This window comes from Geodermatophilus sp. SYSU D01186 (assembly GCF_054050215.1).
Map to the genome: position 1 here is coordinate 115,680 of NZ_JBJGYW010000004.1, position 25,196 is coordinate 140,875.

General features: G+C 72.5%; 30 protein-coding genes. All 30 read right to left on the minus strand.

Annotation, left to right across the window (positions count from 1 at the left end):
• Positions 1 to 6 precede the first annotated feature (6 nt).
• The 30 genes from ACI784_RS04585 to ACI784_RS04730 all read right to left on the minus strand — a co-directional run bounded on the left by ACI784_RS04585 (position 7) and on the right by ACI784_RS04730 (position 25,104).
• Positions 7 to 1,152 carry an EscU/YscU/HrcU family type III secretion system export apparatus switch protein gene (locus tag ACI784_RS04585; RefSeq protein WP_457012623.1) on the minus strand — a complete coding sequence of 382 codons (1,146 nt, stop codon included), beginning with the start codon at positions 1,150 to 1,152 and terminating at the stop codon, positions 7 to 9.
• A 3-nt stretch (positions 1,153 to 1,155) separates the two neighbouring features.
• On the minus strand, positions 1,156 to 1,920 hold the full coding sequence (fliR, locus tag ACI784_RS04590) for a flagellar biosynthetic protein FliR (protein ID WP_457012624.1): 765 nt from the start codon (positions 1,918 to 1,920) through the stop codon (positions 1,156 to 1,158).
• A gap of 5 nt (positions 1,921 to 1,925) precedes the next feature.
• Positions 1,926 to 2,201, minus strand: a complete 276-nt coding sequence (gene fliQ, locus ACI784_RS04595; RefSeq protein ID WP_456921702.1) for a flagellar biosynthesis protein FliQ — start codon at positions 2,199 to 2,201, stop codon at positions 1,926 to 1,928.
• Positions 2,201 to 3,037: a flagellar type III secretion system pore protein FliP gene (gene fliP / locus ACI784_RS04600; RefSeq protein WP_456921703.1), complete on the minus strand. Its 837-nt coding sequence runs from the start codon at positions 3,035 to 3,037 to the stop codon at positions 2,201 to 2,203. The genes fliQ and fliP overlap by 1 nt, the downstream gene beginning before the upstream one ends.
• Positions 3,037 to 3,429 (minus strand): FliO/MopB family protein, encoded by a 393-nt coding sequence (locus tag ACI784_RS04605; RefSeq protein WP_457012625.1) that lies wholly within the window; start codon positions 3,427 to 3,429, stop codon positions 3,037 to 3,039. The genes fliP and ACI784_RS04605 overlap by 1 nt, the downstream gene beginning before the upstream one ends.
• A complete protein-coding gene (fliN, locus tag ACI784_RS04610) occupies positions 3,426 to 4,172 on the minus strand; it encodes a flagellar motor switch protein FliN (RefSeq protein WP_457012626.1) in 747 nt (248 codons plus the stop codon). The genes ACI784_RS04605 and fliN overlap by 4 nt, the downstream gene beginning before the upstream one ends.
• Entirely contained in the window at positions 4,169 to 5,128 is a 960-nt protein-coding gene (locus ACI784_RS04615) for a flagellar motor switch protein FliM (protein ID WP_456921706.1), read from the minus strand. Before ACI784_RS04615 ends, fliN begins: the two co-directional genes overlap by 4 nt.
• Positions 5,129 to 5,247: 119 nt before the next feature.
• A complete protein-coding gene (locus ACI784_RS04620; RefSeq protein ID WP_456921707.1) occupies positions 5,248 to 5,736 on the minus strand; it encodes a flagellar basal body-associated FliL family protein in 489 nt (162 codons plus the stop codon).
• The gene (locus tag ACI784_RS04625; RefSeq protein ID WP_457012627.1) at positions 5,729 to 6,628 is read right to left on the minus strand and encodes a flagellar motor protein MotB; all 900 of its coding nucleotides are present in this window, start codon (positions 6,626 to 6,628) and stop codon (positions 5,729 to 5,731) included. Before ACI784_RS04625 ends, ACI784_RS04620 begins: the two co-directional genes overlap by 8 nt.
• Entirely contained in the window at positions 6,625 to 7,395 is a 771-nt protein-coding gene (locus tag ACI784_RS04630) for a flagellar motor protein (protein WP_456921709.1), read from the minus strand. The genes ACI784_RS04625 and ACI784_RS04630 overlap by 4 nt, the downstream gene beginning before the upstream one ends.
• Positions 7,396 to 7,398: 3 nt before the next feature.
• Positions 7,399 to 7,683, minus strand: a complete 285-nt coding sequence (locus ACI784_RS04635) for a flagellar FlbD family protein (RefSeq protein ID WP_456921710.1) — start codon at positions 7,681 to 7,683, stop codon at positions 7,399 to 7,401.
• A gap of 319 nt (positions 7,684 to 8,002) precedes the next feature.
• Complete coding sequence (locus ACI784_RS04640; protein WP_456921711.1) at positions 8,003 to 9,262, minus strand: flagellar hook protein FlgE; 1,260 nt, start codon at positions 9,260 to 9,262, stop codon at positions 8,003 to 8,005.
• A 53-nt stretch (positions 9,263 to 9,315) separates the two neighbouring features.
• Entirely contained in the window at positions 9,316 to 9,741 is a 426-nt protein-coding gene (locus ACI784_RS04645) for a flagellar hook capping FlgD N-terminal domain-containing protein (RefSeq protein WP_456921712.1), read from the minus strand.
• A gap of 19 nt (positions 9,742 to 9,760) precedes the next feature.
• Positions 9,761 to 11,059, minus strand: a complete 1,299-nt coding sequence (locus ACI784_RS04650) for a flagellar hook-length control protein FliK (protein WP_457012628.1) — start codon at positions 11,057 to 11,059, stop codon at positions 9,761 to 9,763.
• Entirely contained in the window at positions 11,056 to 12,009 is a 954-nt protein-coding gene (locus ACI784_RS04655; protein ID WP_457012629.1) for an NlpC/P60 family protein, read from the minus strand. Before ACI784_RS04655 ends, ACI784_RS04650 begins: the two co-directional genes overlap by 4 nt.
• Positions 11,997 to 12,449: a flagellar export protein FliJ gene (locus tag ACI784_RS04660; protein WP_457012630.1), complete on the minus strand. Its 453-nt coding sequence runs from the start codon at positions 12,447 to 12,449 to the stop codon at positions 11,997 to 11,999. The genes ACI784_RS04655 and ACI784_RS04660 overlap by 13 nt, the downstream gene beginning before the upstream one ends.
• A 19-nt stretch (positions 12,450 to 12,468) precedes the next feature.
• A complete protein-coding gene (locus ACI784_RS04665; RefSeq protein WP_457012631.1) occupies positions 12,469 to 13,776 on the minus strand; it encodes a FliI/YscN family ATPase in 1,308 nt (435 codons plus the stop codon).
• Positions 13,773 to 14,528: a FliH/SctL family protein gene (locus ACI784_RS04670; RefSeq protein ID WP_457012632.1), complete on the minus strand. Its 756-nt coding sequence runs from the start codon at positions 14,526 to 14,528 to the stop codon at positions 13,773 to 13,775. Before ACI784_RS04670 ends, ACI784_RS04665 begins: the two co-directional genes overlap by 4 nt.
• Positions 14,529 to 14,611: 83 nt before the next feature.
• Positions 14,612 to 15,709, minus strand: coding sequence for a flagellar motor switch protein FliG (gene fliG / locus ACI784_RS04675; RefSeq protein WP_456921718.1), 1,098 nt, complete (start codon positions 15,707 to 15,709; stop codon positions 14,612 to 14,614).
• Positions 15,706 to 17,298: a flagellar basal-body MS-ring/collar protein FliF gene (gene fliF, locus ACI784_RS04680; protein ID WP_457012633.1), complete on the minus strand. Its 1,593-nt coding sequence runs from the start codon at positions 17,296 to 17,298 to the stop codon at positions 15,706 to 15,708. The genes fliG and fliF overlap by 4 nt, the downstream gene beginning before the upstream one ends.
• Complete coding sequence (gene fliE, locus ACI784_RS04685; RefSeq protein ID WP_457012634.1) at positions 17,298 to 17,633, minus strand: flagellar hook-basal body complex protein FliE; 336 nt, start codon at positions 17,631 to 17,633, stop codon at positions 17,298 to 17,300. The genes fliF and fliE overlap by 1 nt, the downstream gene beginning before the upstream one ends.
• Positions 17,633 to 18,031, minus strand: coding sequence for a flagellar basal body rod protein FlgC (gene flgC / locus ACI784_RS04690; RefSeq protein WP_456921721.1), 399 nt, complete (start codon positions 18,029 to 18,031; stop codon positions 17,633 to 17,635). Before flgC ends, fliE begins: the two co-directional genes overlap by 1 nt.
• Before the next feature lie 4 nt (positions 18,032 to 18,035).
• Positions 18,036 to 18,383, minus strand: coding sequence for a flagellar basal body rod protein FlgB (gene flgB / locus ACI784_RS04695; protein WP_456921722.1), 348 nt, complete (start codon positions 18,381 to 18,383; stop codon positions 18,036 to 18,038).
• A gap of 309 nt (positions 18,384 to 18,692) precedes the next feature.
• A complete protein-coding gene (locus ACI784_RS04700) occupies positions 18,693 to 19,064 on the minus strand; it encodes a hypothetical protein (RefSeq protein ID WP_456921723.1) in 372 nt (123 codons plus the stop codon).
• The gene (gene fliS, locus ACI784_RS04705) at positions 19,061 to 19,450 is read right to left on the minus strand and encodes a flagellar export chaperone FliS (protein WP_456921724.1); all 390 of its coding nucleotides are present in this window, start codon (positions 19,448 to 19,450) and stop codon (positions 19,061 to 19,063) included. The genes ACI784_RS04700 and fliS overlap by 4 nt, the downstream gene beginning before the upstream one ends.
• A gap of 52 nt (positions 19,451 to 19,502) precedes the next feature.
• Entirely contained in the window at positions 19,503 to 20,828 is a 1,326-nt protein-coding gene (gene fliD, locus ACI784_RS04710; protein WP_457012635.1) for a flagellar filament capping protein FliD, read from the minus strand.
• 101 nt (positions 20,829 to 20,929) lie between these two features.
• Positions 20,930 to 21,790 carry a flagellin N-terminal helical domain-containing protein gene (locus tag ACI784_RS04715; RefSeq protein ID WP_457012636.1) on the minus strand — a complete coding sequence of 287 codons (861 nt, stop codon included), beginning with the start codon at positions 21,788 to 21,790 and terminating at the stop codon, positions 20,930 to 20,932.
• 280 nt (positions 21,791 to 22,070) lie between these two features.
• Complete coding sequence (locus ACI784_RS04720) at positions 22,071 to 22,874, minus strand: flagellin N-terminal helical domain-containing protein (protein WP_457012637.1); 804 nt, start codon at positions 22,872 to 22,874, stop codon at positions 22,071 to 22,073.
• Between the two features lie 241 nt (positions 22,875 to 23,115).
• Positions 23,116 to 23,976 (minus strand): flagellin N-terminal helical domain-containing protein, encoded by an 861-nt coding sequence (locus tag ACI784_RS04725; RefSeq protein ID WP_457012638.1) that lies wholly within the window; start codon positions 23,974 to 23,976, stop codon positions 23,116 to 23,118.
• Positions 23,977 to 24,108: 132 nt separating this feature from the next.
• Entirely contained in the window at positions 24,109 to 25,104 is a 996-nt protein-coding gene (locus tag ACI784_RS04730) for a sigma-70 family RNA polymerase sigma factor (RefSeq protein WP_457012639.1), read from the minus strand.
• Between the last annotated feature and the right edge of the window lie 92 nt (positions 25,105 to 25,196).

Sequence of the window (25,196 nt, forward strand, 5' to 3'; positions counted from 1 at the left end):
AGCGGGTCAGCCGGCCGGGACCCGCCGGCGGCCGGCCTTGGGGAGGCCCTCGACGTCGGGCGCCTCGAAGCCGGGCCGGTGCAGCCCGCCCCGGACGCCGCGGGCCGACAGCTGCATGACGAAGGCCAGCACCCGGGCCACCGCGGTGAACAGCTGGGTGGGCACCTCCTGGCCGAGCTCGCAGGAGGAGTGCAGGGCCCGCGCGAGCGGGATGTCCTGGACCATCGGCACCCGCGCCTCCGCGGCGCGCTCGCGCAGCTTCGCCGCCAGCTCGTCGGCGCCCTTGGCCACGACCCGGGGGGCGCCGCGCTCGGGCTCGTACTTCAGCGCCACGGCCACGTGGGTGGGGTTGACCAGCAGGACGTCGGCGGTGGCGACCTCGCTCATCATGCGGTTGCGCGACATCGCCAGCTGCGCGGAGCGGCGCTGGCCCTTCACGTGCGGGTCGCCCTCCGACTGCTTGTGCTCCTGCATGATCTCGTACTTGCTCATCTTGAGCTTCTTCATGATCTGCTTGCGCACGACGATGTAGTCGATGACCGCGATGGCCAGGCCGGTCACCGCCACGACGCGGAACATCAGGACGGCGGAGTCGGTGAACGTGGCCGCGATCGCCGACAGCGGCAGCGACCCGGACGACGACACCAGGTCCTGCGCCCGGTCGCTGGTCATGATCACGACGACCGCCAGCGCGACCGTCTTGATCACCGACTTGGCGGCCTCCCACGCGCCGTGGGCGCCGAACATCCGCTTGATCCCGGGGAACGGGTTCAGCTTCGCGAGCGTCGGCTTCATCGACTTGGTCGAGACCGTCACCCCGCCCTGGGCCGCCGTGGCGAGGGCGCCGATGCCCATGAGGGCCAGCGCCATCGGCAGCACCGTCGTCAGGAAGGTGCTCAGCGCCTGGCCGAGCAGGGCGGAGACCGCACTGACCTCCGGGTGGGCGGCGATCCCGCGGACCTGCACGAACAGCTCCGCCACCCCGTCGAAGGCGTTGCCCACGAGCATCGGCAGCAGCACGCTGGCCGCCGCCGCCCCGATCCAGGTGCCGAGCTCCTGGGTCCGGGGGATCTGCCCGTCCTTGCGCGCCTCCCTGAGGCGTTTCGGAGTCGGGTCCTCGGTCTTCTCACCGCCGGGTCCGTCCTGGGCCACGGGTCACCCGCTCCGCAGGGAGACCATGGCCCGCGCCGCGGCGTCCACCAGTGAGTCGAGGGCCGCGGGCAGCAGCGGGAAGGTCAGGCCCAGCAGGGCGAGCGTGAGCATGATCTTCACCGGGAAGCCGAAGGCGAAGATGTTCAGCGCCGGCGCGGCCCGGCTGAGCAGCGCGAGCGCGACGTCGGCGAGCAGCAGCACCGCCACCAGGGGTCCGGCGATCTGCAGCGCGGCCAGGAACATCATCGACAGGGCGGTGATCAGCACCTGGGCGAGCTGGTCGGTGGGCACGCCGCCCCCGACCGGCAGCCCCTCGTAGGAGGTGGCGAAGCCGCGGACGATGAGCAGGTGGCCGCCGCTGGTGAACAGCAGCGTGGTGGCCAGCAGGTAGTGCAGGCGGCCGATCGCCCCGGTCGTCGTCATCGACAGCGGGTCGTAGGACGGCTGCATCGTGAAGCCGCCGGAGGTGTCGATGAGGTCGCCGGCGTACTGGACGGCGGCGAACAGCAGCTGGACGACGAAGCCCAGGGCCGCGCCGATGACCACCTCCGTGATCGCGCCGACGACGAGGAAACCGGCCGTCGGCTCGGGCAGCCCGGGGGCGATCCGGCTCAACAGCGCCACCGACAGCGCCAGGGCCAGCGCGCCCTTCACGGGGGCCGGGATGCTGCGGGAGGCGAACGGGGGCGACAGCAGCACGAAGCCGGCGGCCCGGGCGGTGCCGAGCAGCAGTGCCGCCAGGGTCGTCGCCGGGACCTCGAGGTCCACGGCGGCTACGTCCGGTCGAGCAGGCGCGGGAGCATCTCGAACAGGCCCTGGGTGAAGCTGACCATCTCCGACAGCACCCAGTTGCCGGTCACCAGCAGCGCGATGGCGACCGCGATGATCTTCGGCACGAACGAGAGGGTCTGCTCCTGGATCTGCGTCGCGGCCTGGAACAGGGAGATGAGGAACCCGACCAGCAGGGCGGTCAGCAGGATCGGTGCGGCGATCTTCGCGGCGACCATCATGGTCTGCACCGCGATCTCGGTGACGTCGGCGTCAGTCATCAGCCGTAGCTCCCGACCAGCGCCGTCGTGATCAGCGCCCAGCCGTCGACCACCACGAACAGCAGCAGCTTGAACGGCAGGGACACGATCACCGGCGGCACCATCATCATGCCCATGGACATCAGCGCGGCGCTGACCAGCATGTCCAGCACCAGGAACGGGATGAACACGACCAGCCCGATGATGAAGGCGCTCTTGAGCTCGGAGAGCACGAACGCCGGCACCAGCGTGGTCATGCTGACCGCCTCGCGGTCGGCCGGCGCCTCCTCCCCGGAGAGGCCGACCATCAGCTCGAGCTCGTCCTCGCGGGTGTTGTCGAGCAGGAACTCCTTGAGCGGCACGACGCCGACGTCGTAGGCCTGCGTGACCGACATCTGCCCGTCGAGGTAGGGCTGCACCGCCACCTCGTTGACGTCGCCGAACACCGGCCCCATCACGAACAGGGTCAGGAACAGCGCGAGCCCGGTGAGCACCTGGTTGGGCGGCGCCTGCTGCATGCCGAGCGCGTTCCGGGTCAGCGACAGCACCACGACGATCTTGGTGAACGACGTCACGAGCAGCAGCGCCGACGGCGCGATCGACAGCACGGTGAGCGCCAGGATGAGCGTGACCGTGCTGCTCGGGCTGCCGCCGCCGACGGAGATGTCCACGCCGCCGTCGACGGCGGGGGCCACCGGGGCCGTGGGGGCGGTGGGGGCGGTGGGCGCGGTGGGCGCCGCGGAGGCCGGGTCGGCCAGCAGTGCCAGCAGGACGCCGACCAGCGCGACGAGCAGCAGGACGAGGCCGGCTCGCCGGGCGAAGGGGGCGCCCCGCGCGGGTGTGGGGGCGGAGGTCATCAGCGGCGGACCGTCCGCTCCCGCAGCTGCTGCACCAGCGTCGTCCAGCTGCCGCGGTCGAACACCGACCCGGACAGCGTGCCGGTCGCGGACGCCGGCAGCGGCCGGGCGGCCAGGAGCGACTGGCGCTCGGCGATGGCCTCCTCGACGGTGTCACCGTCGACCTCGGCCAGCAGGGTGACCTGCTCCTCGGTGGCGCCCACGACGAGGACGCGGCCGGCGATGCGGACGACGTTGACCGAGCTGGCCCGGCCCATGCGCTGGCGGGCGACGACCTCGATGAGCCCGTTCCCCTGGCCCAGGCCCCGCTTCTTGGCCAGCCGCGCGGCGAACCAGAGCACCACGCCGATGAAGGCCAGCGACAGGATCAGCCGGATGACCATCCAGGTCATGGGGTGACCTGCCCGATCTCGGAGTGGGCGTCGGTGACGATCTCGCTGATCCGCAGGCCGAAGTCCTCGTCCACGACGACGACCTCGCCGCGCGCGATGAGGGTGCCGTTGACCAGCAGGTCGGCCGGGGCGCTGGCCGCGCGGTCGAGCTCGACGACCTCGCCGGGGTGCAGGGACAGCAGCTCGCCGACGGTCATGCGGGTGCGGCCGATCTCGACGGTGACCTCCATCGCCACGTGCCGCAGCAGGTCCAGGCTGCCGCGCTGGGTGCGGGGCTGGGGAAGGGTCACCTGCAGCGCGAAGGTCGCCTCGACGGTGCCGTTGCCGGCCAGCAGCGGGACGGCGACGAACATGCCCTTGTCCCGCAGCCCGTCCATCGCGGTGTCGGGGTCCTCGGTGCGCTCGGAGTCCACACGCACCCGGCCGAGCGTGCCGGCGGCCGCCTCGAGGGCCGGGCGGAGCGCGACGGCGACGTCCATGGGGCCGACCGGGGAGTTGGCCAGGGCGTCGACGATCTGGTCGGAGACCACGAGGACGACGTCCCCGCTGACCTCCCCGGACAGGCGGGCCATCACGGCACCGGCGGCCTCGGCCGGCAGCAGCACCGCGTCGGGGTCGCTGACCGGCGCGCCGGGCGTCAGCTCGACGGTGGCCGGCACGTGGGCCGCCGCGGCGCGGGCGGCGGAGGCGACGACGGCGATCACGGTCTCGGAGGCCTGCGAGTGCTCCACGGAGGCGGTCATGCGGTGTCCTTCTGGGCAGCGAGGGGGGTGGGCACGATGGCGGCGGCGAGCCGGCGTCGGTGGTTGCTGGCGATCGCGTAGGCGAACGTCACGTCGTTGGTGGTGACCTCCAGCGGCGCGTCCTGCGGGTGGCGCAGGAGGAGGACGTCGCCGACGGCGAGGGACAGGAGGTCCTCGGAGGAGACCTCGAGCGGGGTGAACCGGACGCCGACCTCGACCGGCACCTGGGTCAGCCGCTCGGTGAGGGCCTCGGTGGCGCGGCGGCGCTTGGCCTGCGCCGACTCCGACAGCTGCGGGGAGGCGGCGTTGTTCAGCGCGGGGGCGAAGGAGGAGAAGGGCAGCACGAGGGTGGCCTCGCCGACCCGGTTGCCCACGGCCATGGTGAACGTCGCGACCATGACGGTGTCCGACCCGGCCGCGGCCTGCGCCAGCTGCGGGTTGTACTCGATCTCGCTGAGCTCCGGCTGCAGGCTCGCGATGTGGGAGAAGGCGGCGACCCACTCCTGCAGCAGCCGGTTGAGCAGGTGGTTGGTGATGGTCGTCTCCATCACCGTCATCGGCCGGTCGGGCTGGTCGGAGGTGCCGGAGCCGCCGAGCATGTGGTCGACGGTGGCCATCGCGATGTCCAGCGGGTAGGCCAGCAGGCCCTTGCCGGCCAGCGGCTCCAGCGTGAACGTCGCGACGAAGGAGGGGTTGGGCAGCGTGGCCACGTAGTCGTCGTAGGAGTGCTGCTCGATGCCGATGAGCTCCATCCGCGCGCCGGCGCGGAGCATGGAGGTCAGCACGGTCGTCGCCTGGCGGGCGAAGGCCTCCTGGGCGATCTGCAGGACCCGGACGTGCTCGCGGGAGAGCTTCGTGGGCCGGCGGAAGTCGTAGGTACGGGGCTCTCCGCGCCGGCTGCGCGTGCCCGGTACTGACAGCGGGCCCTGGGCGGGTCCGTTCTCGGGGCGGGTCACCCTCCCCTCATCGGCTGGGAACGACACCGCCCTGACCGGCGCCGCGGGGCGCTGCCGGTCAGGGCGGGCGGGTGTGACGGGTGGTTCGGGTGGGGCGCGGAGCCCCGCGGGTCAGCAGGTCACTGGGTGACGTACTCGGTGAGGTACACGTCCATGACCATCTCGTGGCCGTCGACGGTGTAGGCCTCGACGATCTTCTGCTCGAGGGCCTCCTTGAGCGCGTCCCGGGCACCGACGACGTCGGACGGCTGCGCCTGCGAGTAGGTGGAGATGACCAGGTCGAGGGCCTTGGAGCCGTCGACGCCGGAGCCCCCGTGGCCACCGCCGGCCGCGGACTCGGTCAGCTGCAGGGCGATGCCGACCTTCAGGTAGCCGCCCCCGGCGAGGTTCACCGCGATCGACTCCAGCGGCAGGACCTCCCCGGCCACCGGCTCCTCGGCCGCGGCCTCGCCGCTGCCGGCGAACAGGAAGTAGTACCCCGCCCCGGCCAGGACGAGCACCGCCACCAGGGCGATGACCAGGATCTTCTTCTTGCCGCCGCCCGTGGCCTCGCCGTCCTCGGGGGTCGCCGCCTTCTTGTCCTTCTTGTCCTTCTTGTCCTCAGCCATGGGTCTCCTCCTGGGACGTGCCGGCGGCCAGGCCGGGCAGCAGTTCGTTGGCCTCCGCAGAGGCGGTGGACAGGACGACGACGTCGACCCGCCGGTTGACGGTGATGGCCTCCGGGTCCGACGTCGGCACCAGCGGGCGGGTGTCCGAGTAGCCGTTGGCGGCCATGCGGTCCTGCGGGACGCCGTCGGCGGCCAGGGCGCGGACGACGGTGGTCGCGCGGTAGGCCGACAGCTCCCAGTTGGACGGCCACGGCCCGCCGGGGGTCACCGGCAGGTGGTTGGCGTGGCCCTCGACGCCGAGTTGGTTGGGCAGCTCGCGCAGGGCGGGGGCGATGGCGTCGAGGATCTCCCGGCCGTCGGGCCGCAGCTCGGCCTCCTCGGCGTCGAAGAGGACCTGGTCGGCGACGATGTGCACCACCAGGCCGCGCTCGTCGATCTCGAACCGGGCGGCACCCGCGTGGCCGGAGGCCTCGAGCGCGGTCTCGATCCGCTCGCGGGCGGCGGCCAGCGCGTCGTACTGGGCCTCGGCCTCGGCGGCGACCTGCTGCGACTCGGCCAGCGCGGCCTGGGCCGCGGCGGCGTCGACCTCGGCCTGCGGGACCGTCTGCTGCGGCGGGATGACCGAGGCGATGTCGATCGCGCCGGGCAGCCCGTCGAGCACGGAGCCGTCCGGGGAGGACGCCGGCATCACGCTGATCGGGCCGCCGAAGGCCTCGGACAGGCCGCTGGCCAGCGCGGCGAACTTCTCCTTGTCCACCTGGCTCATGGCGAAGAGCACCACGAACAGCACGAAGAGCAGGGTCAGCATGTCCGCGTAGGACACCATCCACCGCTCGTGGTTCTCGTGCTCCTCCTCCTCGTGCTTCTTCGGCCGGCGGCGGCCGGAACTCACGCCGCCTCCTTGGCGGCCTCACTCGGCGGCACGAGGGAGGTGAGCTTCTGGCGCACCGCGCGCGGGCTGGTGCCGGCCTGGATCTCGGCGATGCCCTCGACCAGCAGTTCCATCTGCGCCGCCTGCAGCTCGCTGACCCGCAGGATCTTGGCGCCCATGGGCAGGAACCAGAAGTTGGCGGCCATGACGCCCCACAGGGTGGCGACGAACGCCGAGGCGATCATCGGGCCGAGCGACGAGGGGTCGTCGAGGTTGGCCATGACGTTCATCAGACCGACGATGCAGCCGACGATGCCGATGGTCGGCGCGTAGCCGCCCATCGCGTTCATGAACTTGGCGGCGACCTTGTCCTCGGCCTTCTTGGCGGCGATCTCGCTCTCGAGGACGCCGCGCAGCTCCTCGGGGTCGGTGCCGTCGATGCCCATCTGCAGGCCGCGCTTGAGGAACGGGTCCTCGATCGCCTTGACCTGGGCCTCGAGCGCGAGCAGGCCCTCCTTGCGGGCCTTCTCGGCGAGGCTGACCAGCGTCTGGATCTGCTCGGTGGCCGGCGGGACCTTGCCCGGCATCAGCGCCATCTTGAACCAGCCGGGCATCTTCTTGAGGTCGGCCATCGTCTGGCTCGACATCGCCGCGCCGAACGTGGCCACGATGACCAGCACGATCGCGGGGAGGAACAGCAGCGAGGTCGGGTCGGAACCCTCCAGCACCATGAAGACCAGGAGGGCGACGAGCGAGACGACGAACCCGATCAGGGTGGCCGGATCCATGGGTCAGCGCTCCTCGCGGGCCGGGAAGGGGACGACGGCGGCGTCCCCGTCGTCCTCCGTCGTGTGCAGCGGCGAGCGGTAGGTGCCGCGGTCCATCTCGTAGGCCGTCGCGAGGATGCTGGCGCGGTACTCGCGGATCTCCACGAGCACCTCGTCCACGCTCTCCGACACGACGTACTTGGTGCCGTCGACCAGGAAGACGACGGTGTCGGGGTGGCCCTCGACCCGTTCGACGAGGTCGGGGTTGAGCGCGAACCGCTCTCCGTTCAGGCGCGTCACACGGATCACGGGTGGTCCTCTGGATCGATCGGAGGGGGACTGGGGGTGCTGTGGAGCGGCACCGCTCTGTGGTGGGTCATCGGCCCCGCGGGCGTGTGCCTTGAGCCGAACGGGTGGCCTCACCCCGCGGGGTGACCTGCGTGGACGCCCCCCGGACGGGCGACGGCCCGGCCCCTCGCGGAGGGACCGGGCCGCGGCGACGTGCTGGAACGGCCTCTCTGCAGGGCCCCGCGCTGAGCCTGCGAAGCGTGGGGGCAGAGAGCGGGAGGGCCCGCCTGCCCCCGTCGCTCGCACGGTCGCGGCGGGGTCCTGCAGGCGGGCCGACGAACTAGCGCTTGAGGTTGACCAGGTCCTGCAGGATCTCGTCGGAGCTGGTGATGACGCGGCTGTTGGCCTGGAAACCGCGCTGCGCGACGATCAGGCCGGTGAACTCCTCGGCCAGGTCGACGTTGGACATCTCCAGCGCGCCGGCGTTGAGGACGCCGCGGCCACCCGTGCCCGGCTGGCCGATCAGCGCCAGCCCGGAGTTGTTCGCGGGCCGGTAGGTGCTGCTGCCGGACTTCTCCAGACCGCCGGGGTTGGCGAAGGTGGCCAGCGCCAGCTGCCCGAGGACCTTGGTCTGCTGGTTGGAGAAGACCCCGGTGATCGTGCCGTCGTTGCCGAGGCTGAACGACTCCAGGACACCGGCGCTGTAGCCGTTCTGCTCGTCCGCCGCCACGGTCGTCGGGCTGCCGTACTGCGTCACGGCGGTGACGTCGATCGTCACCGGGCCGGTCCAGCCGGGCGGGAGGCTGTTCAGGGCGAAGGTCGTGGGACCGGTGAGGTTCCCGCTGCCGTCGAAGGTGAGCGCCACCGGGGCGGTCATGAGGTTGACCGGCGGCGCGGTGGTGGCCGGGGGCACCGGCGTGCCCGGCATGGTGACGTTGACCGTCCAGCCGGTGGCGCCCTTCTCGAAGGTGTAGGAGACGGGCACCTCCTCGCCGAGGTCGTTGTACATGGTGATCGACGTCTCGACCTTCTTGCCGGTCTCGGCGGCCGCGGAGAGGTTGCCCGTGACCGAGCCGCCGATCGCCGGCGCGGGGCCACCGGTCGCCTTGGGGGCGGTGCCCTGGCCGAAGGGGATCATCAGGTTCCCGATGCGACCGTTCGCGTCGACGACGCCGTTCACGTCCGCCGTCCAGCCCTGCAGGATGCCGCCGCTGTCGGTCATCATGTTGCCCGCCGCGTCGAAGCCGAAGGAGCCCGAGCGGGTGAACAGCTGCTGGTTGCCCACCTGGACGACGAAGAAGCCGTCGCCCTCGATCATGAAGTCGGTGGCGCGGCCGGTGGTCTGCGTGGCGCCCTGGGCCCAGTTCGTGCTGATGCCGGCGACCTTGACGCCGAGGCCGACCTGCGCCGGGTTGCTGCCACCGGCCGAGTCGGTCGGCGCCCCGCCGGCCCGCAGCGTCTGGGACAGGGCGGCCTCGAAGACGGTCGACTGGCTCTTGTAGCCGACGGTGTTGACGTTGGCGATGTTGTTGCCCGTGACGTCCATCTTCGTCTGGTGGGCACGCAGACCGGAGATGGCCGAGAACATGGAACGCAGCATGGAGGGGGCTCCTCGGGTTCGACGCCGGCCCGCCTGGGGACCGGGCGGGCGGGTCAGGACGTGGTGGTCTGGGCGATCTCGGTGATGCGGCCCGTCTCGACGGCGGTGGAGCCGATCATCGCCACCGCGTCGGAGCTGCCCGTGCCGAGCCGCACGGAGGTGACGACGCCGGAGACGCTGGCCCCGGTCGTGTCGGTGTAGGTGACGGTCCGGCCGACGAGCGCGCCGGCGCTGCTGGACCGCTGCAGCGCGAGCAGCGACGCGTTCTGCTCGACCATCTGCTCGAGCTTCTCGACCTGACTGAAGGTCGCGGTCTGCGACATCATCTGGCTGCTGTCGGCCGGGTTGGACGGGTCCTGGTACCGCAGCTGGGCCACGAGGAGCTGGAGGAAGGTGTCCTTCCCCAGCTGGTCGGGCCGGTCGACCGTGGACGTCGGCGGGGGATAGGCCGCTGCGACGCCGCTGATTGCGTCGGGCATGGGTCTGCGTTCTCCGTTCTCAGACGCGGACGTCCACGCCGCGGGACGTGGAGGTCGGGGGAGCGGGGGCCGGGCGGCCCTCACCGGGCTCGGTGGCGCGCGCCCACGACCGCGGCCGGCCGTCGCCGCGGTCGTGGCCGCCGGCCTGGTCCCGCCCGGTGTGCTGCTGGGCGGTGGTCCAGGTGCTGCCGGGATCGCGGTCGACGGAGGCGCTGGTGCAGGTCAGCCCGGCGCTCTGCAGGTCGCGGCGGAGGTCGGGGAGGGCGTCGAGGAGCGCGGCCCGCCCGGCCTCGGTCGCGCCGCGCAGGGTCAGGTCGACCGCGCCCTGCTGGAGGGTCACCTGCACCTCGACCTGGCCCAGCGTCTCCGGGGTCAGGACGACGGTCATGGTGTGCACGCCGTCGGGCGCGGTGCGCAGGACGGCGACGTGCCCCGCGACCTGGGTGGCCACCGGCGGCGCGGCGTCCGCGTCGGCCGGGGCGGCCGCCGGCTGGACCACGGTCGTGACCGAGACCGGCGCGGGGCCGGCGGCCGCCGGGCTCGCCGCGCCCGGTGCCGCCGGGGCGGGGGAGTCCTCCCGCGGGCCGGCGCCGGTGCCGGTGTCCGCCGTCGTGCTGCCGGAGGGGGTCGCGGCGGGTGGGGCCGCCACGGCGCCCGCGGTCGGGGCCGGCGGTGTGTCCTCGGCCGCGGGTGCGGAGGCCGGCACGACGACGACCGGCAGGCCGGGCAGCGGGCCGGCGTCCTGTGGCGCGGCGGGGGAGCCGGCCGCGACGGGGCCGCCCGGCACCGGTGCGGTCGCGTCGGCCGCCGGTGCCGGGGTGGGGACCGTGCCGGTCGGCACCGTGCCGCCCGCGAGGGCGGACCCCGCGGGGGCGGCCGCGCCGGGCAGCACCGCCGCGGCCGCGACGGCACCGGGTCCGGCCGCGTCCGGCACGACCGCGCCGGGGACGACCGCGCCGTCCGCCACGACGGGGAGGCCGCCCGCGGGGAGGCCAGAGGTGGCGACGGCGCCGACGCCGGCGGTCCCTGCCGGGGTCGTGGGGGTGGCGGTCCCGTGCAGCAGCAGCCAGAGGCCCGGGGGCATCCCGGTCACCGGCGGCACGGTGCCGTCGGCAGGGGCCGCGTCGGCGGGTGCCGACGTCGTCCCCTCGTCGTCGGGGGTGCCCTCGGCCGGGGCCGCGTCGTCCCGGCCGCCGGGGTTGCCGGCGACTGCGTCGTCCAGGGCCGCGGCGAACTCCTGGCGGGAGGCCGGGTCGGCCGGCGACGAACCCGGGGTGGGCACCGCCGCGGGCGCGGCCGGCATCACGGGGGCTGTCATCGATAGGTCTCCGCCTTGCTCATCACGGACCGGACGTAGTTCTGCGTCTCGGGGTAGGGCGGGATGCCGCCGAAGCGGCTCACCGTCCCGGGGCCGGCGTTGTAGGCGGCCAGGCCCAGCTCGGTGGACCCGAACCGGTCGGTCAGTTGGCGCAGGTAGCGGGCGGCGCCGTCGACGGCGGACGCCGGGTCGAGCGCGTCGACCCCGAGCCCGGCGGCGGTGGCCGGCATGAACTGCATGAGGCCCTGGGCGCCGGCCGGGGAGACCGCCGAGGCGTCGAAGCCGGACTCGGTCGACGCGACCGCCGCGAGCAGCGCCGGGTCCACGCCGTACCGGTTGCCGGCCCGCGTGAACAGGTCGGCGTACGGAACGCCGGACAGCGCCGCGCCGGAGGACGCCGACGCCGTCGCCGCGGCCTGCTCGGGCAGCACCCGGCGGATGACGGTGGGGTTGCCCACCGACTGGACCTTGACCGTCTCGCCCTCCTGCGGCGCGGCGATCATCTTGCCGTCGCCGACGTAGATGCCGACGTGGTCGATGCCGGGGCGGCTGGAGGTGTGGTCGAAGAACACCAGGTCGCCGGGGCGCGCGTCGGCCAGCGAGGCGACGGCGGTGCCGGCGGTGGCCTGCTGCGAGGAGGTGCGGGGCAGGTCGATGCCCAGGTTGCCGAAGACCAGCTGGGTGAACCCGGAGCAGTCCAGGCCCTTCGACGGGTCCGTGCCGCCCCAGAGGTAGGGGACGCCGAGGTACTTCTGCGCCTCGGTGACGACCGCCTGCTCCGAGGCGGTACCCGCCCGGCCGGCAGCGGGAGCCGTGGCCGATCCGGTGCCGGTGAGCCCGGCGGCGGAGGCCGCCGAGGCCCAGGCGCCGGCGGACGACGTCTGCACGGGCGCGGCGAAGCGGGCCTGGATCTCGCTGATCCGGCTCTGCACGGCGATCAGTCCGTCCACGGCACCTCCCCGGAGGGGGTGCGGCGGCCCGATCGGCCGGTCACGAGGTCGTCCACGGTCCTCTCCTCGGCAGCCTGCTCCGCGAGTCGCACCGTCTGGAGGTGACGTTCGCGCAACCGCTCCAGGCCCTTGGTCCGCTGCGCCGCCGCCGTCCAGGCCGCGCGCACCAGCGCGGCCTGCTCGGCGGAGGCGGTGGCCAGCGACCGCGCGGCCGCGGCGTCCTCGGCCGCGACCCGGGCGAGCACCATCGAGGCGCGGAAGACGCCGGAGCTCAGGGTGCCGGTCGGCGCCGCGGCGGCGAGGGCGTCCTCTGCCTCGGTGGCCCGGCGGTCGGCGTCGGCGGCCGCGCGGGCGGCCTCGGCGGCGGCCAGCGCGGCCGCGCGCTCCTCGACCCGCCGGACCTCGAGCACCGGCTGCAGGCGGAACGCGCGCGCCTTCACCACGTCGCGGTCGGCGCGCTCACGCCGACCTCACGATCCGGTTCAGCCACGCCCACGACTCCTGCGCCGGCGTCAGCTCGCCGGTGGGCTGCTGCAGGAACGACTCGATCGCCGGCGCCAGGTGGCGCGCCCGGTCGACCAGCGGGTCGCTGCCGGCCTGGTAGGCGCCGATCTCGATGAGCTCCTTGACGTCGCGCAGCGCCCCCATCAGCCGCCGCACCTCGCGGGCGTCGGTCATCTGCGCCGGCGGGACGACCGCCCCGGCCACCCGGGAGATCGACTCGAGGACGTCGATGGCAGGGAAGTGGCCCGCGGTGGCGAGCTTGCGGGTCAGCACGATGTGGCCGTCGAGGATGGAGCGCGCGGTGTCGGCGATCGGCTCGTTGTGGTCGTCGCCGTCGACGAGCACCGTGTACAGGCCCGTGATGGAGCCCGTGGCGGCGGTGCCGGCCTTCTCCAGCAGCTTGGGCATCATCGCGAAGACGCTCGGCGGGTAGCCGCGGGTGGCCGGCGGCTCGCCCGCGGAGAGCCCGACCTCGCGCTGGGCCATCGCCGTGCGGGTGATGGAGTCCATGAGCAGCAGGACGTCGCGGCCCTGGTCGCGGAAGCCCTCCGCGATGCGGGTGGCGACGAACGCGGCCTTGAGCCGCACCAGCGGCGGCTCGTCGGAGGTGGCGACGACGACGACCGTGCGCGCCATGCCCTCCGGCCCGAGGTTCTCCTCGAGGAACTCCTTCACCTCGCGGCCACGCTCGCCGATCAGCCCGATGACGCGGACGTCGGCGTCGGTGCCGCGGGTGATCTGGGCCAGCAGCGTGGACTTGCCCACGCCGGACCCGGCGAAGATGCCGAGCCGCTGGCCCTTGCCGCAGGGGACGAGGGTGTCCAGGGCGCGGACGCCGAAGGTCAGCGGCTCCTGCACGCGGCTGCGGGCCAGCGGGTGCGGGGTCTCGCTGGCCAGGTCGACGAACTCCAGGCCGGCGTCCAGCGGGGGGCCGCCGTCCACCGGCCGGCCGAGCCCGTCGAGGACCCGGCCGAGCAGTGCCTCGCCGACCGGCACCTGCAGCGGCATGCCGGTGGCGCGGACAGGGGCGCCGGAGTGCACGCCGGACAGCTCGCCGAGGGGCATGCAGGTCAGCCGGTCGCGGGTGACCGCGACGACCTCGCCGAGCAGGCCGCGCGGACCCGGGTTGACCTCCACGAGGTCGCCGACCGAGGCGACGATGCCCTCGACGGACAGCGTGAGGCCCATCGCCCCCACGACCTGGCCGGTGACCTGCGGCCGGGCCGCGGCCCGGGCCCGGTCGAGCAGCCCCGGACCGCTCACGGCGCCAGCACCGCCCGCACCCGCTCCAGCGCCGAGCCCAGCTGGGCGTCGACGCGGGACGGGCCGGTCTCGGCGACGGCGCCGGCCCGCTCCACCGAGAGGTCACCCACGACCCGCACCGTGGCGGGCAGCTCGGCGAGCGCCTCCGCGGGCAGCTCGGCGAGGTCGTCGGGGTGCAGCCGGACGACGACGGGCGCGTCGGCGGGGCAGAGGGTGAGCGCCCGCCGGACCGCGTCGAGGGCGGGGGAGTCGGCGATCGCCAGCTCCCGGCACAGCAGGTCCTCGACCAGGGTCAGCACGACGGAGATGACCGAGTCGCGGACGTCGTCGGCCACCGGGACGGCGGCCGCCTCCAAGTGGGCCACCGCCGCTCCGAGGGCGGCGGTGGCCGACACCATGCGGCGCTCCCACCGCGCCTGCACCTCGGCCAGGCGCGCCTCGGCGGCCCGCTCGGCCTCCGCCACGACCGCACCGGCGGCCTGGACGCCCTCGGCGTGGCCGGCGGCGTAGCCCTCCCGGCGCGCGTGCTCCCGCAGCCGGGCCAGCTCCTCGGCGTAGACGTCGCCCAGCCGGAAGGAGGCCCGGTTGGCCGGCACCGGCATGTCGGCGGCCCGCCGGATCGTCGTCCGGCGCTCGCCCACGGGCGGCGCCTCCCGCGGCGGCGGGACGGCGCTGCGGTACGGCGCGGCCGCGGCGGCCGAGGCCCCCCGCAGCAGCGACGTCTCCCTGGGGGAGTTGTCAGGCGAGGCCATGGCGTGCCTCCGCGCCGCTGTCCGCTCCTCGCTCGCCGGCGCTCATCGCGCTGACCTCGACGGCCCCTGGACGGGGTCCTCGCTCACGCGACGAACTCATCGTCCCCGCCGCGCGAGATCGTCAGCACGCCCTGCTCCTCGAGCGTGCGGATGACACCGACGACCTTGCCCTGGGCCTCCTCCACGGTCCGCGTGCGGACCGGGCCGAGCAGCTCGATCTCCTCGGCGAGGTTCTCCGCGGCACGCTCGGAGAGGTTGCGGACCACCTTGTCCCGGACGTCGGGGCGGACGCCCTTGAGCGCGGTGGCCAGGTCGTTGGCCTCCACCTCGCGCAGCACCAGCTGCAGCGACCGGTCGTCGATGGACACGATGTCCTCGAACACGAACATCTGGGCCCGCACCTGGTCGGCCAGGTCCGGGTCGGTGCTCTGCAGCCACTCGAGGATCGACCGCTCGGTCGGTCGCGGCGAGCGGTTGATGATCTCCACGAGCGTCTCGACGCCGCCGACGGTGCTCATGTCCTGGTGCGCCAGCAGCGACCCCATGCGCCGGCCGAGCTCCTCCTCGACCAGGCGGACCATCTCGGGAGAGGTCCGGTCCATGGTCGCGATCCGGTGGGCGACCGCGGCCTGCTGCTCCGGGGCGAACCCGGACAGCACCTCGGCCGACTGCGCCGGCGTCAGGTGGGCGAGGACCAGCGCGATCGTCTGCGGGTGCTCGTCCTTGAGGAACGTCACCAGCTGACGGACGTCGGCGTTGCGCAGCGAGGAGAACGGCACCTCGGAGTAGACGACGTTGAGCCGGGACAGGATGCCCTCGGCCTTGTCCTCGCCGAGCCCCGCGGCCAGGATCTCGCGGGCGAAGTCGATGCCGCCGCGCCCCACGAAGCGCTGGGCGGTCATCAGGTGGTGGAACTCCTCGAGGACGCCGTCGACGTCGTCGGGCTCCACCGTGCCGAGCTTCATGAGCTCGCGGGTGATCTGCTCGACCTCCCGCGGGCGCATCTTGGACAGCAGCGCGCCGGCCTCGTCCTTGGACAGCTGGGCGATGAACACCGCGGCCTTGCGCAGGCCCGGCATGGCGACCGGCTGCCGCACGGCCGGCAGCCGCACGGCCGGCAGGACGGCGGTCGGGTCGGCCGGGGTCATCCCGACCATCTGCTCCACGCTGGCGAGGGTCATGACCGCTTCCCGCTCCCGCTCTCGCTCAGCCAGCCGCGCAGCATCGCTGCGACCTCGTCCGGCTTCTCACTGACCATGCTGGCGATCTCCCCCCGCACCCGTTGCCGCTCGGCGGCCTCGAGCTCGGCCTGGGCGTTGTCGACCGGGATCTCCCGGGTGCTCTCGATCCGGATCCGGTCGAGCTCGGCGAGCACGTCGTCGGGCAGGGCGAGGTCCTCGTAGTCCTCGTCGTCCGCCCGGTTGCGGCGCGACCGCAGCCAGACGATGAGCACCAGCAGGGCGATGCCCAGCGCGATGCCACCGGTCTTGACCATCGACCAGAGCTGGGCCTGCTCCTCGGCGGCCTGCACGGCCTCCAGTTCGGCGGCGGCCTGGTCGGCGGCGGTCGTGTCGAACGCCATCGAGGCCACGGTGATGTCGTCGCCGCGGGCGGTGTCCAGCCCGACGGCGTTGCCGATGAGGTCCTCGACCTGGTTCTGGTTCAGGTTGCCCGCGACCGCCTGGTCCATGACCACCGAGACGGTCAGCCGGTTGATCGCACCCGGCGCGCCCTGGACGGTCTCGACGGTCTCGCCGACGGCGTTGTTCGAGGTGGTCGACTCCTTGCTGTACGTGGAGTCGCCGTCGGTGCCGGCGTCGGCGGTGTTCTCCGGGCCCAGCACGCCGCCGACGGTGGCGCCGGTGCCGCTGTACTCCTCGGTGCTGGTGCTCTCCGAGACCGGCGGCGTGCCCTCCTCGTAGGTGTAGGTCTTGGAGGTGGTGTCCCGCTGGCTGAGGTCGAGGTCCGCGCGCACGGACACCTGGGCGTTGCCCGGGCCGAGCACCCGGTCGAGGATGACCTGCGCGTTGGCGGCCAGGCGGTCCTCGTACTCCTGCTCCAGCTGGGACCGGGCGTCGCCGGCGGCGGCGGTCACGCCCTGGCCGGGCGCCGAGAGCACCTGGCCGGTGGAGTCGGCGACGGTGACCTGGTCGGGGTCCATGCCCTCGATGCTCGAGGAGACCAGGTTGGTGACCGCCTGGACCTGCCCGCCGGACAGCGTCGTGCCGGGCGCGAGGTCCAGCAGCACGGAGGCTGTGGGCTCCTTCTCGTCGGAGACGAAGACCTCGTCCTCGGGGAGGGCCACGTGCACCACCGCCGAGCGGACGCCCTCCAGCGCCTCCAGCGTCTTGGCCAGCTCCCCCTCGAGGGCGCGCTGGTAGGACACCTGCTGCTGGAACTCGCTGGTGGTGATGCCCTGCTCCTCGAGCAGCGCGTACCCGGTGTCGGAGCCGGCGGGCAGGCCCTTGCCGCTCATCGACAGCCGCAGGTCGTAGACCTGGTCGTTGGCGACCATGATCGTGCCGCCGCCGTCGGCGAGCTCGTAGGCGACGCCGGACGCGTTGAGCTCGTCGACGATCGCGGACGCGTCGGTCGACGCGAGGTTGGAGAACAGCGGTGCCATCGTCGGTGCGGTCGTCCACCGGACGAAGAAGAACCCGCCGAGGAGCAGCCCGGCAGCCAGCAGGCCGATGACGACCTTCTGGCCGAGGCTGATCGTGGACAGCGTGGAGCGGATGCGCTCCAGCGGTCCGGCGAGGGCGGGGGGCATCAGACCGGCATCCTCATGATCTCGGAGAAGGCCTCAACGGCCTTGTTCTTGACGGTCACGACCATCTCGGTCGCCAACTTCGCCTCGTTCGCGGCGATCATGTAGTCGTGCACGTCCCGCAGGTCGCCGGTGGCGGCCTGGGTGGCCAGCGCGTCGGACGCCGACTGGGTCGACTGCAGCTGGTCCAGCGCGGTGGCCAGGACGTCGGCGAAGCCGGTGCCCGTGGCGGACTGCGTGCCGGTGGTCGCCTCGGTGGCGGCTCCGACGTCCGCGACCGACCCGACGGCGGGGATGGACACGGTGGGGAACGAGATGGCGCCGATCGGCGAGGTCATCAGTTCTTCCCGAGCTGCAGGGCGGCCTGGTAGGCGTTCGTCGCCCGCTCGATGGTCGCGAGGTTCGCCTGGTAGCCGCGCTGGGCCATGATCAGGTTGGTCATCTGCTCCGACAGGTCGATGTCGGGGTACTTCACGTAGCCGTCGGCGTCCGCGAGCGGGTGGTCCGGCTCGTACACCAGCCGGCCCTCGGCGCTGCCGAACTCGGCGCGGGCCGTGCGGACGCCGCCCTCGCCGGAGCCGTAGTCGACGGCCTGGGCGACGATGAAGCGCTCCTGGAACGCGTCCTCGTCGGTGGTCGTGACCGTGTTCAGGTTGGAGATGTTGTCCGAGACGGCGTCCAGCCACTTCCGGTGCGCGAGCATCCCGGAGCCGGCGACGTTGAGGGCGTCGAACATCCCGTCACGCCGTCCGCAGGGCCGTGCGCAGGGTGCTGTACTTGCCGTCCAGCGCGTTCAGGGCCAGCTGGTATCGCAGCCCGGTCTCCGTGGCGATCAGCGTCTCGCTGTCGAGCTTCACGTTGTTGCCGTTCGTGTTGGTCGGCTCCAGGGACCGCGCGACCGTGCTGCCGCCGATCGTCGGCGCCGCACCGCTGCTGAGCTGGCTGCGCAGGCTGGACTCGAAGTCGACGCGGCCGGCGAGGAAGCCGGGCGTGTTGACGTTCGCGATGTTGTCGGCGGTGACGCGCTGCCGCTGGGACAGCCCGCTCAGTGCGGCGTGCAGCGTCGTCGCGGTGACGTCGCCGATCATCGGGCGGTCGCCACGTGGGCAGGGCAGGACACGATCGGCCTCCGGGTACGCGGAAGAGACACTCGCGAACGAGTGGGGGGTCCGCCGATCCGTGGCGAGGTTGTGCTGTCCGTGCCCCTGTTCCATCGGCATCCCGCGCCCCAGACATGACCAGATGTCGCCCGCGGGAGTGGCCGCAGTTGGCAGATGGTGTGTGCGGGACGGATGTGACTGCTGGGAGTGGGCAGCCGTCCGCGGGTCCCGGCAACGCGAACGCCCCCGCGGCGCCGGGAGGCGCCGCGGGGGCGGGGGAGTGCGGGGGTGCGGTCTCTAGAGGGCCCGGTCGATGAAGGAGGCGACCGGCCGGGGCGGGCCGTAGGACATCCGGGCGGCGACGTCGCGCTGCCGGCGGGACTGGATGATCCGCTCGACCAGCTCCTCGGCGACGGCCAGTTGGTGCTGCAGCAGCCGGGCGGCACGCTCGCGGAGCTCGTCGGGGAGCGGGCCGAGCCCGGAGGGCGGGATCCAGTCCTTCGCCCGTCGGCCCCAGGCGGCGATCTCCTCGGCCCGGTCCTCGGACACGTCGGCGGCCGCCATCGTGGTCTCGGCGGCGAGGACCTCACCCTCCAGCTCGTCGAGGACGGTCGCCCAGTCGGTGGCCCCCCGGTCGCCGCCGGCCGCCGGGGGACGGGGCGGGGTCATGCGGGGGTCGCGGCGAGGGACGCGGCGGCCTGCCGCCACGCGTCGCGGAGGGGCTCCACGATCTGGCGGCAGGAGGCGACCCGGTTGCGGTCGTGCTTGACGGTGGCGGTGGTCAGCTCGGTGATCAGCCAGGTGTAGAGCGCGGCCAGCCGGGGGCCGCCCTCCCAGACCTCGACGCGCAGGCTCGTGCGCAGCTCGAAGACGATGTCCTGGGCGTGGCGGAGCTGGTTGCCCGCCTCCTCGCGGTCGCCGGCGACCAGCGCGTTCTCGGCACGCTCGAGGTCCAGGGCCAGGCGGTCGTAGAGCATGACCAGCAGCTGCTGGGGCGAGGCGGTGGCGACCGAGTCGCCCAGGTAACGGGCACGCAGGGCGGCGGCTGCACTCATGGGAAGAGGACTCCTGGTTCAGGGGACGGAACGGGGGAGCGGCGGAGCGTGGTCAGTCCGAGGAGGTCGACCACTTGGGTAGGGAGGAGAGCTGGGAGGACAGCCACGAGGACTGGTTCTGCAGCGAGCTCAGCGCGGTCTCCATGGCGGTGAACTGCCGCGTCAAGGTCGCCCGGCGCAACTCCAGCCGCCGGTCCCAGTCCTCGATCCGCTTCTCGAGGTCCTTGGCTTCGGTGTCCTGGGTCTCGGCCCGCTTCAGCAGCAGGCCGGTGGTCGAGTCGGTGGCCTTCTTCGCCAGGGTCAGCAGCTTCTGGGCGATCCCGGGGACCGTGCTGTCTCCGCTGACCAGTTTCTGGGCGATCTCCGGATCGGTCTTCAGGGCGGCGGTGAAGGTCTCCGCGTTGAACACGATGGTGCCGTACCGATCGAGCTGGATCCCGGCGGTCGCCGCGGACCGGCCGCCGATGGCGGAGGACACCTGCGCGAGCACCTCGTTGGCCAGCCCTCGAAGCGTGCTGTCGCCCTTGAGCACGGCAAGGGGGCTCTCGCTCGTGGTGCTCGTGTACAGCGAGATGCTGGACAGGACGTCGTTGGCGGCCTTGACCAGTCCCTGCACCGCGGCGGTGACCGCCTCGGGGTCGCCGGCGACGGTCACGGTGACCGGACCGCCGGTCTGCGTGACGGTCAGGGTGGTGCCGGGGAGCACGTCACTGAGCGTGTTGGTGGGGGAGCTGACCTCGTACCCGACGGTGCCCGTGCCGACCTTCAGGACGGCGTCGGCACCCGTGGAGAGCGCCTGGAACCCGGTGCCCACCTCGAACTTCGACGCGACGCCGGTCGCGGTGGACGTGAGCTGCAGGCGGTAGCCGGTGGTGGTCCTCACCGTGGCCGCGGTGACACCCTCGGCCTGGTCGTTGATCGCCGAGACGACGTCGCCGAGGGTGGCGCCGGCGGCCAGGGTGATCGCCTGGGACGTGCCGGTGGTGGTGTTCTTGATGGCCAGCGGCAGCGTCAGGTCGTAGGTGTCGGTGGTCGCCGCCCAGCTCTTGTCGCTGAGGATCGAGTGGTTCACGGCGAGGGACGTGACGCTGAAGGTGAGCGAGCCGGGGCCGGCGCCGGCGGTCGAGGTGGCGGTCACGCCGCTGGCGGAGCTGGTCGCCTTGACCGCGCCCCAGGTGGTGGACCTGGTGAGCGCCTCGGCGGCCGCGCGCAGCGCGTCGAACTTGGTGTTGACGGTGCGGTAGGCCTTGGCGTCGTCCTGCGCGGCGGCGAGCTTCTGCTTCAGCAGGGTCTGCGGGTTCGCCTCGACCGCCATCAACTGGTCGATGAGGGAGGCGGTGTCCATGCCCGAGATGAGGCCGACGTTCATGCCTGCCATGTCGGTTCCTCCGGGGTGGGGAGTCGAGGGATGGGACGAGGTGAGGGGGAGGGCTGAGGCCCTGCCCCCTCACCTCGTGGTGCTCAGGTGGTGCGGAGTGCTCAGCCGAGCAGCTTGAGGATGCCCTGCGAGCCCTGGTTGGCCTGGGCCAGCATGGCGGTGCCGGCCTGGCTGAGGATCTGGGTCCGGGAGAAGTTGGTCATCTCCTGGGCCATGTCGGTGTCGCGGATGCGCGACTCGGCGGCGGAGAGGTTCTCCACCGAGGTGTTCAGGTTGTTGATCGTGTGCTCGAACCGGTTCTGCAGCGCACCGAGGTTGGCCCGCAGCGCCGACGTCAGGGTGATGGCCGCCTGGACGTCGTTGCTCGTGGTCCCCCCGACGCCGTCGTCGGCGGCACCGTCGATGTCCAAGCCCGTGACGGAGATGAACTTGCTCAGGTCGACGTCGATCTTGTCGGTGCTGGCGTAGCCCACCTGGAAGGAGAGCACGCCGGCGCTGCCGGCGGCCGCGGCGGTGTTCACGTTGGCCGCCGTTGCCGCAGTGGCACCGAACAGGCTCACCCCGTTGAACTTGGTGTTCGTCTGGATGCGGCCGATCTCGGTCTTGAGCTGCTCGTACTCGCTCTTGATGGCGGCCTTGGAGTCGGTGTTCTGGGTGCCGTTGTTGTACTGCACGGTCAGGTCGTTCATCCGCTGCAGCATCGAGGTGACCTCGGTGAGGGCGCCTTCCGCGGTCTGGACCACGGAGATGCCGTCCTGGGCGTTGCGGGCGGCGACCTTGAGGCCACCGATCTGCGAGCGCAGGCCCTCGGAGATGGCCAGGCCGGCGGCGTCGTCGGCGGCGCGGTTGATGCGGAAGCCGGAGGAGAGCTTCTCCAGCGACTTGCTCATCTGCCCGTCGGTGACCGACAGGTTGCGGTACGCGTTCATCGCCGCGATGTTGGTGTTGACGCTCAGACCCATGGTGTTCCTCCTTGGAATGGGGTCCCGGTGGTGATCCCCGCTGCATCCGTGCGGCGGGTCGTGCCTTCCTGTTGTCGGCCGGGATCAAGGAGACCTTGACCCCAAGCGCCGAACTTGTCCCGGACCACCACCTGCGAGACGCCGTCGGCCAGGACCGGGCCGCTGGACCCGGGTGCTTGCGCCTGTCGGCCACGTGCCGGCTGGATCGGGACTCGGGAACGCGATGAGGGGGAGGCCGTCGGGCCTCCCCCTCATCGGGTGTTCAGGTGGTGCGGAGTGCTCAGCCGAGCAGCTTGAGGATGCCCTGCGAGGCCTGGTTGGCCTGGGCCAGCATGGCGGTGCCGGCCTGGCTGAGGATCTGGGTCCGGGAGAAGTTGGTCATCTCCTGGGCCATGTCGGTGTCGCGGATGCGCGACTCGGCGGCGGAGAGGTTCTCCACCGAGGTGTTCAGGTTGTTGATCGTGTGCTCGAACCGGTTCTGCAGCGCACCCAGGGTGGCCCGCAGCCCCGAGGTCTCCGTGATCTTCGCCTGGACGGCGTTGCTGGTCGAGGTCGCGATGTCCAGCGCCGAGGCGTCGATCTCCTTGGACAGGTCCACCGTGATCTTGTCGGTGGAGGCGTAGCCCACCTGGAAGGAGACGACGCCGGACGCGCCGTCGGTCGTGTTCCCGAACAGTGCGACGCCGTTGAACTTGGTGTTGTCCTGGATCCGGCTGATCTCGGTCTTGAGCTGGTCGTACTCGCTCTTGATGGCGGCCTTGGAGTCGGTGTTCTGGGTGCCGTTGTTGTACTGCACGGTCAGGTCGTTCATCCGCTGCAGCATCGAGGTGACCTCGGTGAGGGCGCCTTCCGCGGTCTGGACCACGGAGATGCCGTCCTGGGCGTTGCGGGCGGCGACCTTGAGGCCACCGATCTGCGAGCGCAGGCCCTCGGAGATGGCCAGGCCGGCGGCGTCGTCGGCGGCGCGGTTGATGCGGAAGCCGGAGGAGAGCTTCTCCAGCGACTTGCTCATCTGCCCGTCGGTGACCGACAGGTTGCGGTACGCGTTCATCGCCGCGATGTTGGTGTTGACGCTCAGACCCATGGTGTTCCTCCTTGGAATGGGGTCCCGGTGGTGATCCCCGCTGCATCCGTGCGGCGGGTCGTGCCTTGTTCATCTCGGCAGCCACCGAGGTTTCCTTGAGCCGCGGACGGGACTTTCTCGACCGACCCGGCGGCGGAGGAGTGCGCCATCCTGGTGGACGGCGAGTGCTGGTGCCGGGAACGCGATGAGGGGGAGGCCGTCGGGCCTCCCCCTCATCGGGTGTTCAGGTGGTGCGGAGTGCTCAGCCGAGCAGCTTGAGGATGCCCTGCGAGGCCTGGTTGGCCTGGGCCAGCATGGCGGTGCCGGCCTGGCTGAGGATCTGGGTCCGGGAGAAGTTGGTCATCTCCTGGGCCATGTCGGTGTCGCGGATGCGCGACTCGGCGGCGGAGAGGTTCTCCACCGAGGTGTTCAGGTTGTTGATCGTGTGCTCGAACCGGTTCTGCAGCGCACCGAGGTTCGCCCGGAGGCTCGACGTCGCGGTGATGTACCCCTGGATCTGGGTGCTGGTGACGGTGGCGATGTCGGCGAGGTTCGCCAGAGGGTCGCCGTTGGCGTCGTTCATGGTCCCGTCGAGCACGACCTTCTTGCTCAGGTCCACGTTGATGCGGTCGCCGCTGGCGTAGCCCACCTGGAAGGACACCTCGCCCGCCGCCGTGCCGTAGGTGGCGTTGGCGGCCGTGGTGTTCCCGAACAGTGCGACGCCGTTGAACTTGGTGTTGTCCTGGATGCGGCCGATCTCGACCTTGAGCTGGTCGAACTCGCTCTTGATGGCGGCCTTGGAGTCGGTGTTCTGGGTGCCGTTGTTGTACTGCACGGTCAGGTCGTTCATCCGCTGCAGCATCGAGGTGACCTCGGTGAGGGCGCCTTCCGCGGTCTGGACCACGGAGATGCCGTCCTGGGCGTTGCGGGCGGCGACCTTGAGGCCACCGATCTGCGAGCGCAGGCCCTCGGAGATGGCCAGGCCGGCGGCGTCGTCGGCGGCGCGGTTGATGCGGAAGCCGGAGGAGAGCTTCTCCAGCGACTTGCTCATCTGCCCGTCGGTGACCGACAGGTTGCGGTACGCGTTCATCGCCGCGATGTTGGTGTTGACGCTCAGACCCATGGTGTTCCTCCTTGGAATGGGGTCCCTGTGGTGATCCCCGCTGCATCCGTGCTGCGGGGCACTGCACTACCGGTAACGGCAGCTGGTGGTCGGAGCTGAAGGCGAGTCCCGAACGCCTCCTCGCCGGTCGGTTCAGGCCGGACGAGAGGCGGGGTCGGCCACTCCCACCCACGGGTTGCGGTGGGCGGGCGGGGGTGCCGCACGGCGGTGGGCGGGCAGGGACGCCCCGGTGCGGTGGGCGGGCACCGCCGCCGCAGGCCGGGGGGAGGGGAGCGGCGGGGCGTTGCGCCCGGCGACGCGGTCGACGTAGGAGCGCTGCTGGTTGCGGGCGCGGACGCCCCCGTCGGCCGGCACGGCCCGGCCCTCCCACAGTTCGCTCATGGCCGCGTGCAGCAGGGTGAGTGCGCGGGCGCGCATCTGGGAGACGCGCGACAGGGTGACGCCGAGGTCGGCGGCGATGTCGGTGAGCGACTCCCCACCGAAGAAGTTGCGCTCCACGACCTCGTCGAGCCGGTCGGGCAGCGCCCGGATCGCCTCGTGCAGGTAGCGGCTGCGCTCGCTGCGCAGCAGCGCCCGCTCGGGGGACTCGCCGGTGTCGGGCAGGTCGAGGGAGCCGCCGTCGGGCCCGCTGTCGGCGTCGATGCTCACCATCACCGCGCGGTGGACGTCGACCTGCAGCGAGTCCAGCTCCCTGGTGGCCATGCCGAGGCTGGCGGCGAGCTCCTCGCGGGTCGGTGGCCGGCCCAGCGACATGGCCAGGGCGTCCGCGGCGGCGTCGGTGCGCCGGGCGGCGGCCCGCACGCTGCGGCTGGCCCAGTCCCCGGAGCGCAGCTCGTCCAGGACCGCGCCCTGCAGGCGGGCCAGGGCGTACGTGGCGAAGGAGGCGCCCGCCGACGGGTCGAACCGGCGCGCCACCTCGACCAGCGCCACCCGGGCGCAGGAGAGCAGGTCCTCGCGGCTGACGTGGCTGGGCAGCGAGATGCGTGAGGCCACGGCGTTGACGGCGAACGCGGCCAGCGGCAGGTGCTCGGTCACGAGGGTGTCGACGTCCCGGGCGGGGAGGTCCCCGGCGGCGGGGGGCCGCGGGGCAGGGATCCGCTCGGACGCCAGGGCACGCGGTGGTCTCACGTCCCCTTCCTCGGCAGGCCGGGAGGCGAACGGGACCTGGTGCCCGAGGAATCCGTGTCGACTTGAGGACCTCGGCTTGAGGGGGCACGCCC

Bases quoted from the DNA above. Each gene is read 5' to 3' on its own strand.
- fliQ (WP_456921702.1), bottom strand. From the start codon at position 2,201: ATGACTGACGCCGACGTCACCGAGATCGCGGTGCAGACCATGATGGTC.
- fliP (WP_456921703.1), bottom strand. From the start codon at position 3,037: ATGACCTCCGCCCCCACACCCGCGCGGGGCGCCCCCTTCGCCCGGCGA.
- ACI784_RS04605 (WP_457012625.1), bottom strand. From the start codon at position 3,429: ATGACCTGGATGGTCATCCGGCTGATCCTGTCGCTGGCCTTCATCGGC.
- fliN (WP_457012626.1), bottom strand. From the start codon at position 4,172: ATGACCGCCTCCGTGGAGCACTCGCAGGCCTCCGAGACCGTGATCGCC.
- ACI784_RS04620 (WP_456921707.1), bottom strand. From the start codon at position 5,736: ATGGCTGAGGACAAGAAGGACAAGAAGGACAAGAAGGCGGCGACCCCC.
- ACI784_RS04630 (WP_456921709.1), bottom strand. From the start codon at position 7,395: ATGGATCCGGCCACCCTGATCGGGTTCGTCGTCTCGCTCGTCGCCCTC.
- ACI784_RS04640 (WP_456921711.1), bottom strand. From the start codon at position 9,262: ATGCTGCGTTCCATGTTCTCGGCCATCTCCGGTCTGCGTGCCCACCAG.
- ACI784_RS04645 (WP_456921712.1), bottom strand. From the start codon at position 9,741: ATGCCCGACGCAATCAGCGGCGTCGCAGCGGCCTATCCCCCGCCGACG.
- ACI784_RS04650 (WP_457012628.1), bottom strand. From the start codon at position 11,059: ATGACAGCCCCCGTGATGCCGGCCGCGCCCGCGGCGGTGCCCACCCCG.
- ACI784_RS04670 (WP_457012632.1), bottom strand. From the start codon at position 14,528: ATGGCCTCGCCTGACAACTCCCCCAGGGAGACGTCGCTGCTGCGGGGG.
- fliG (WP_456921718.1), bottom strand. From the start codon at position 15,709: ATGACCCTCGCCAGCGTGGAGCAGATGGTCGGGATGACCCCGGCCGAC.
- fliF (WP_457012633.1), bottom strand. From the start codon at position 17,298: ATGCCCCCCGCCCTCGCCGGACCGCTGGAGCGCATCCGCTCCACGCTG.
- fliE (WP_457012634.1), bottom strand. From the start codon at position 17,633: ATGACCTCGCCGATCGGCGCCATCTCGTTCCCCACCGTGTCCATCCCC.
- flgC (WP_456921721.1), bottom strand. From the start codon at position 18,031: ATGTTCGACGCCCTCAACGTCGCCGGCTCCGGGATGCTCGCGCACCGG.
- flgB (WP_456921722.1), bottom strand. From the start codon at position 18,383: ATGATCGGCGACGTCACCGCGACGACGCTGCACGCCGCACTGAGCGGG.
- ACI784_RS04700 (WP_456921723.1), bottom strand. From the start codon at position 19,064: ATGACCCCGCCCCGTCCCCCGGCGGCCGGCGGCGACCGGGGGGCCACC.
- fliS (WP_456921724.1), bottom strand. From the start codon at position 19,450: ATGAGTGCAGCCGCCGCCCTGCGTGCCCGTTACCTGGGCGACTCGGTC.
- fliD (WP_457012635.1), bottom strand. From the start codon at position 20,828: ATGGCAGGCATGAACGTCGGCCTCATCTCGGGCATGGACACCGCCTCC.
- ACI784_RS04715 (WP_457012636.1), bottom strand. From the start codon at position 21,790: ATGGGTCTGAGCGTCAACACCAACATCGCGGCGATGAACGCGTACCGC.
- ACI784_RS04720 (WP_457012637.1), bottom strand. From the start codon at position 22,874: ATGGGTCTGAGCGTCAACACCAACATCGCGGCGATGAACGCGTACCGC.
- ACI784_RS04725 (WP_457012638.1), bottom strand. From the start codon at position 23,976: ATGGGTCTGAGCGTCAACACCAACATCGCGGCGATGAACGCGTACCGC.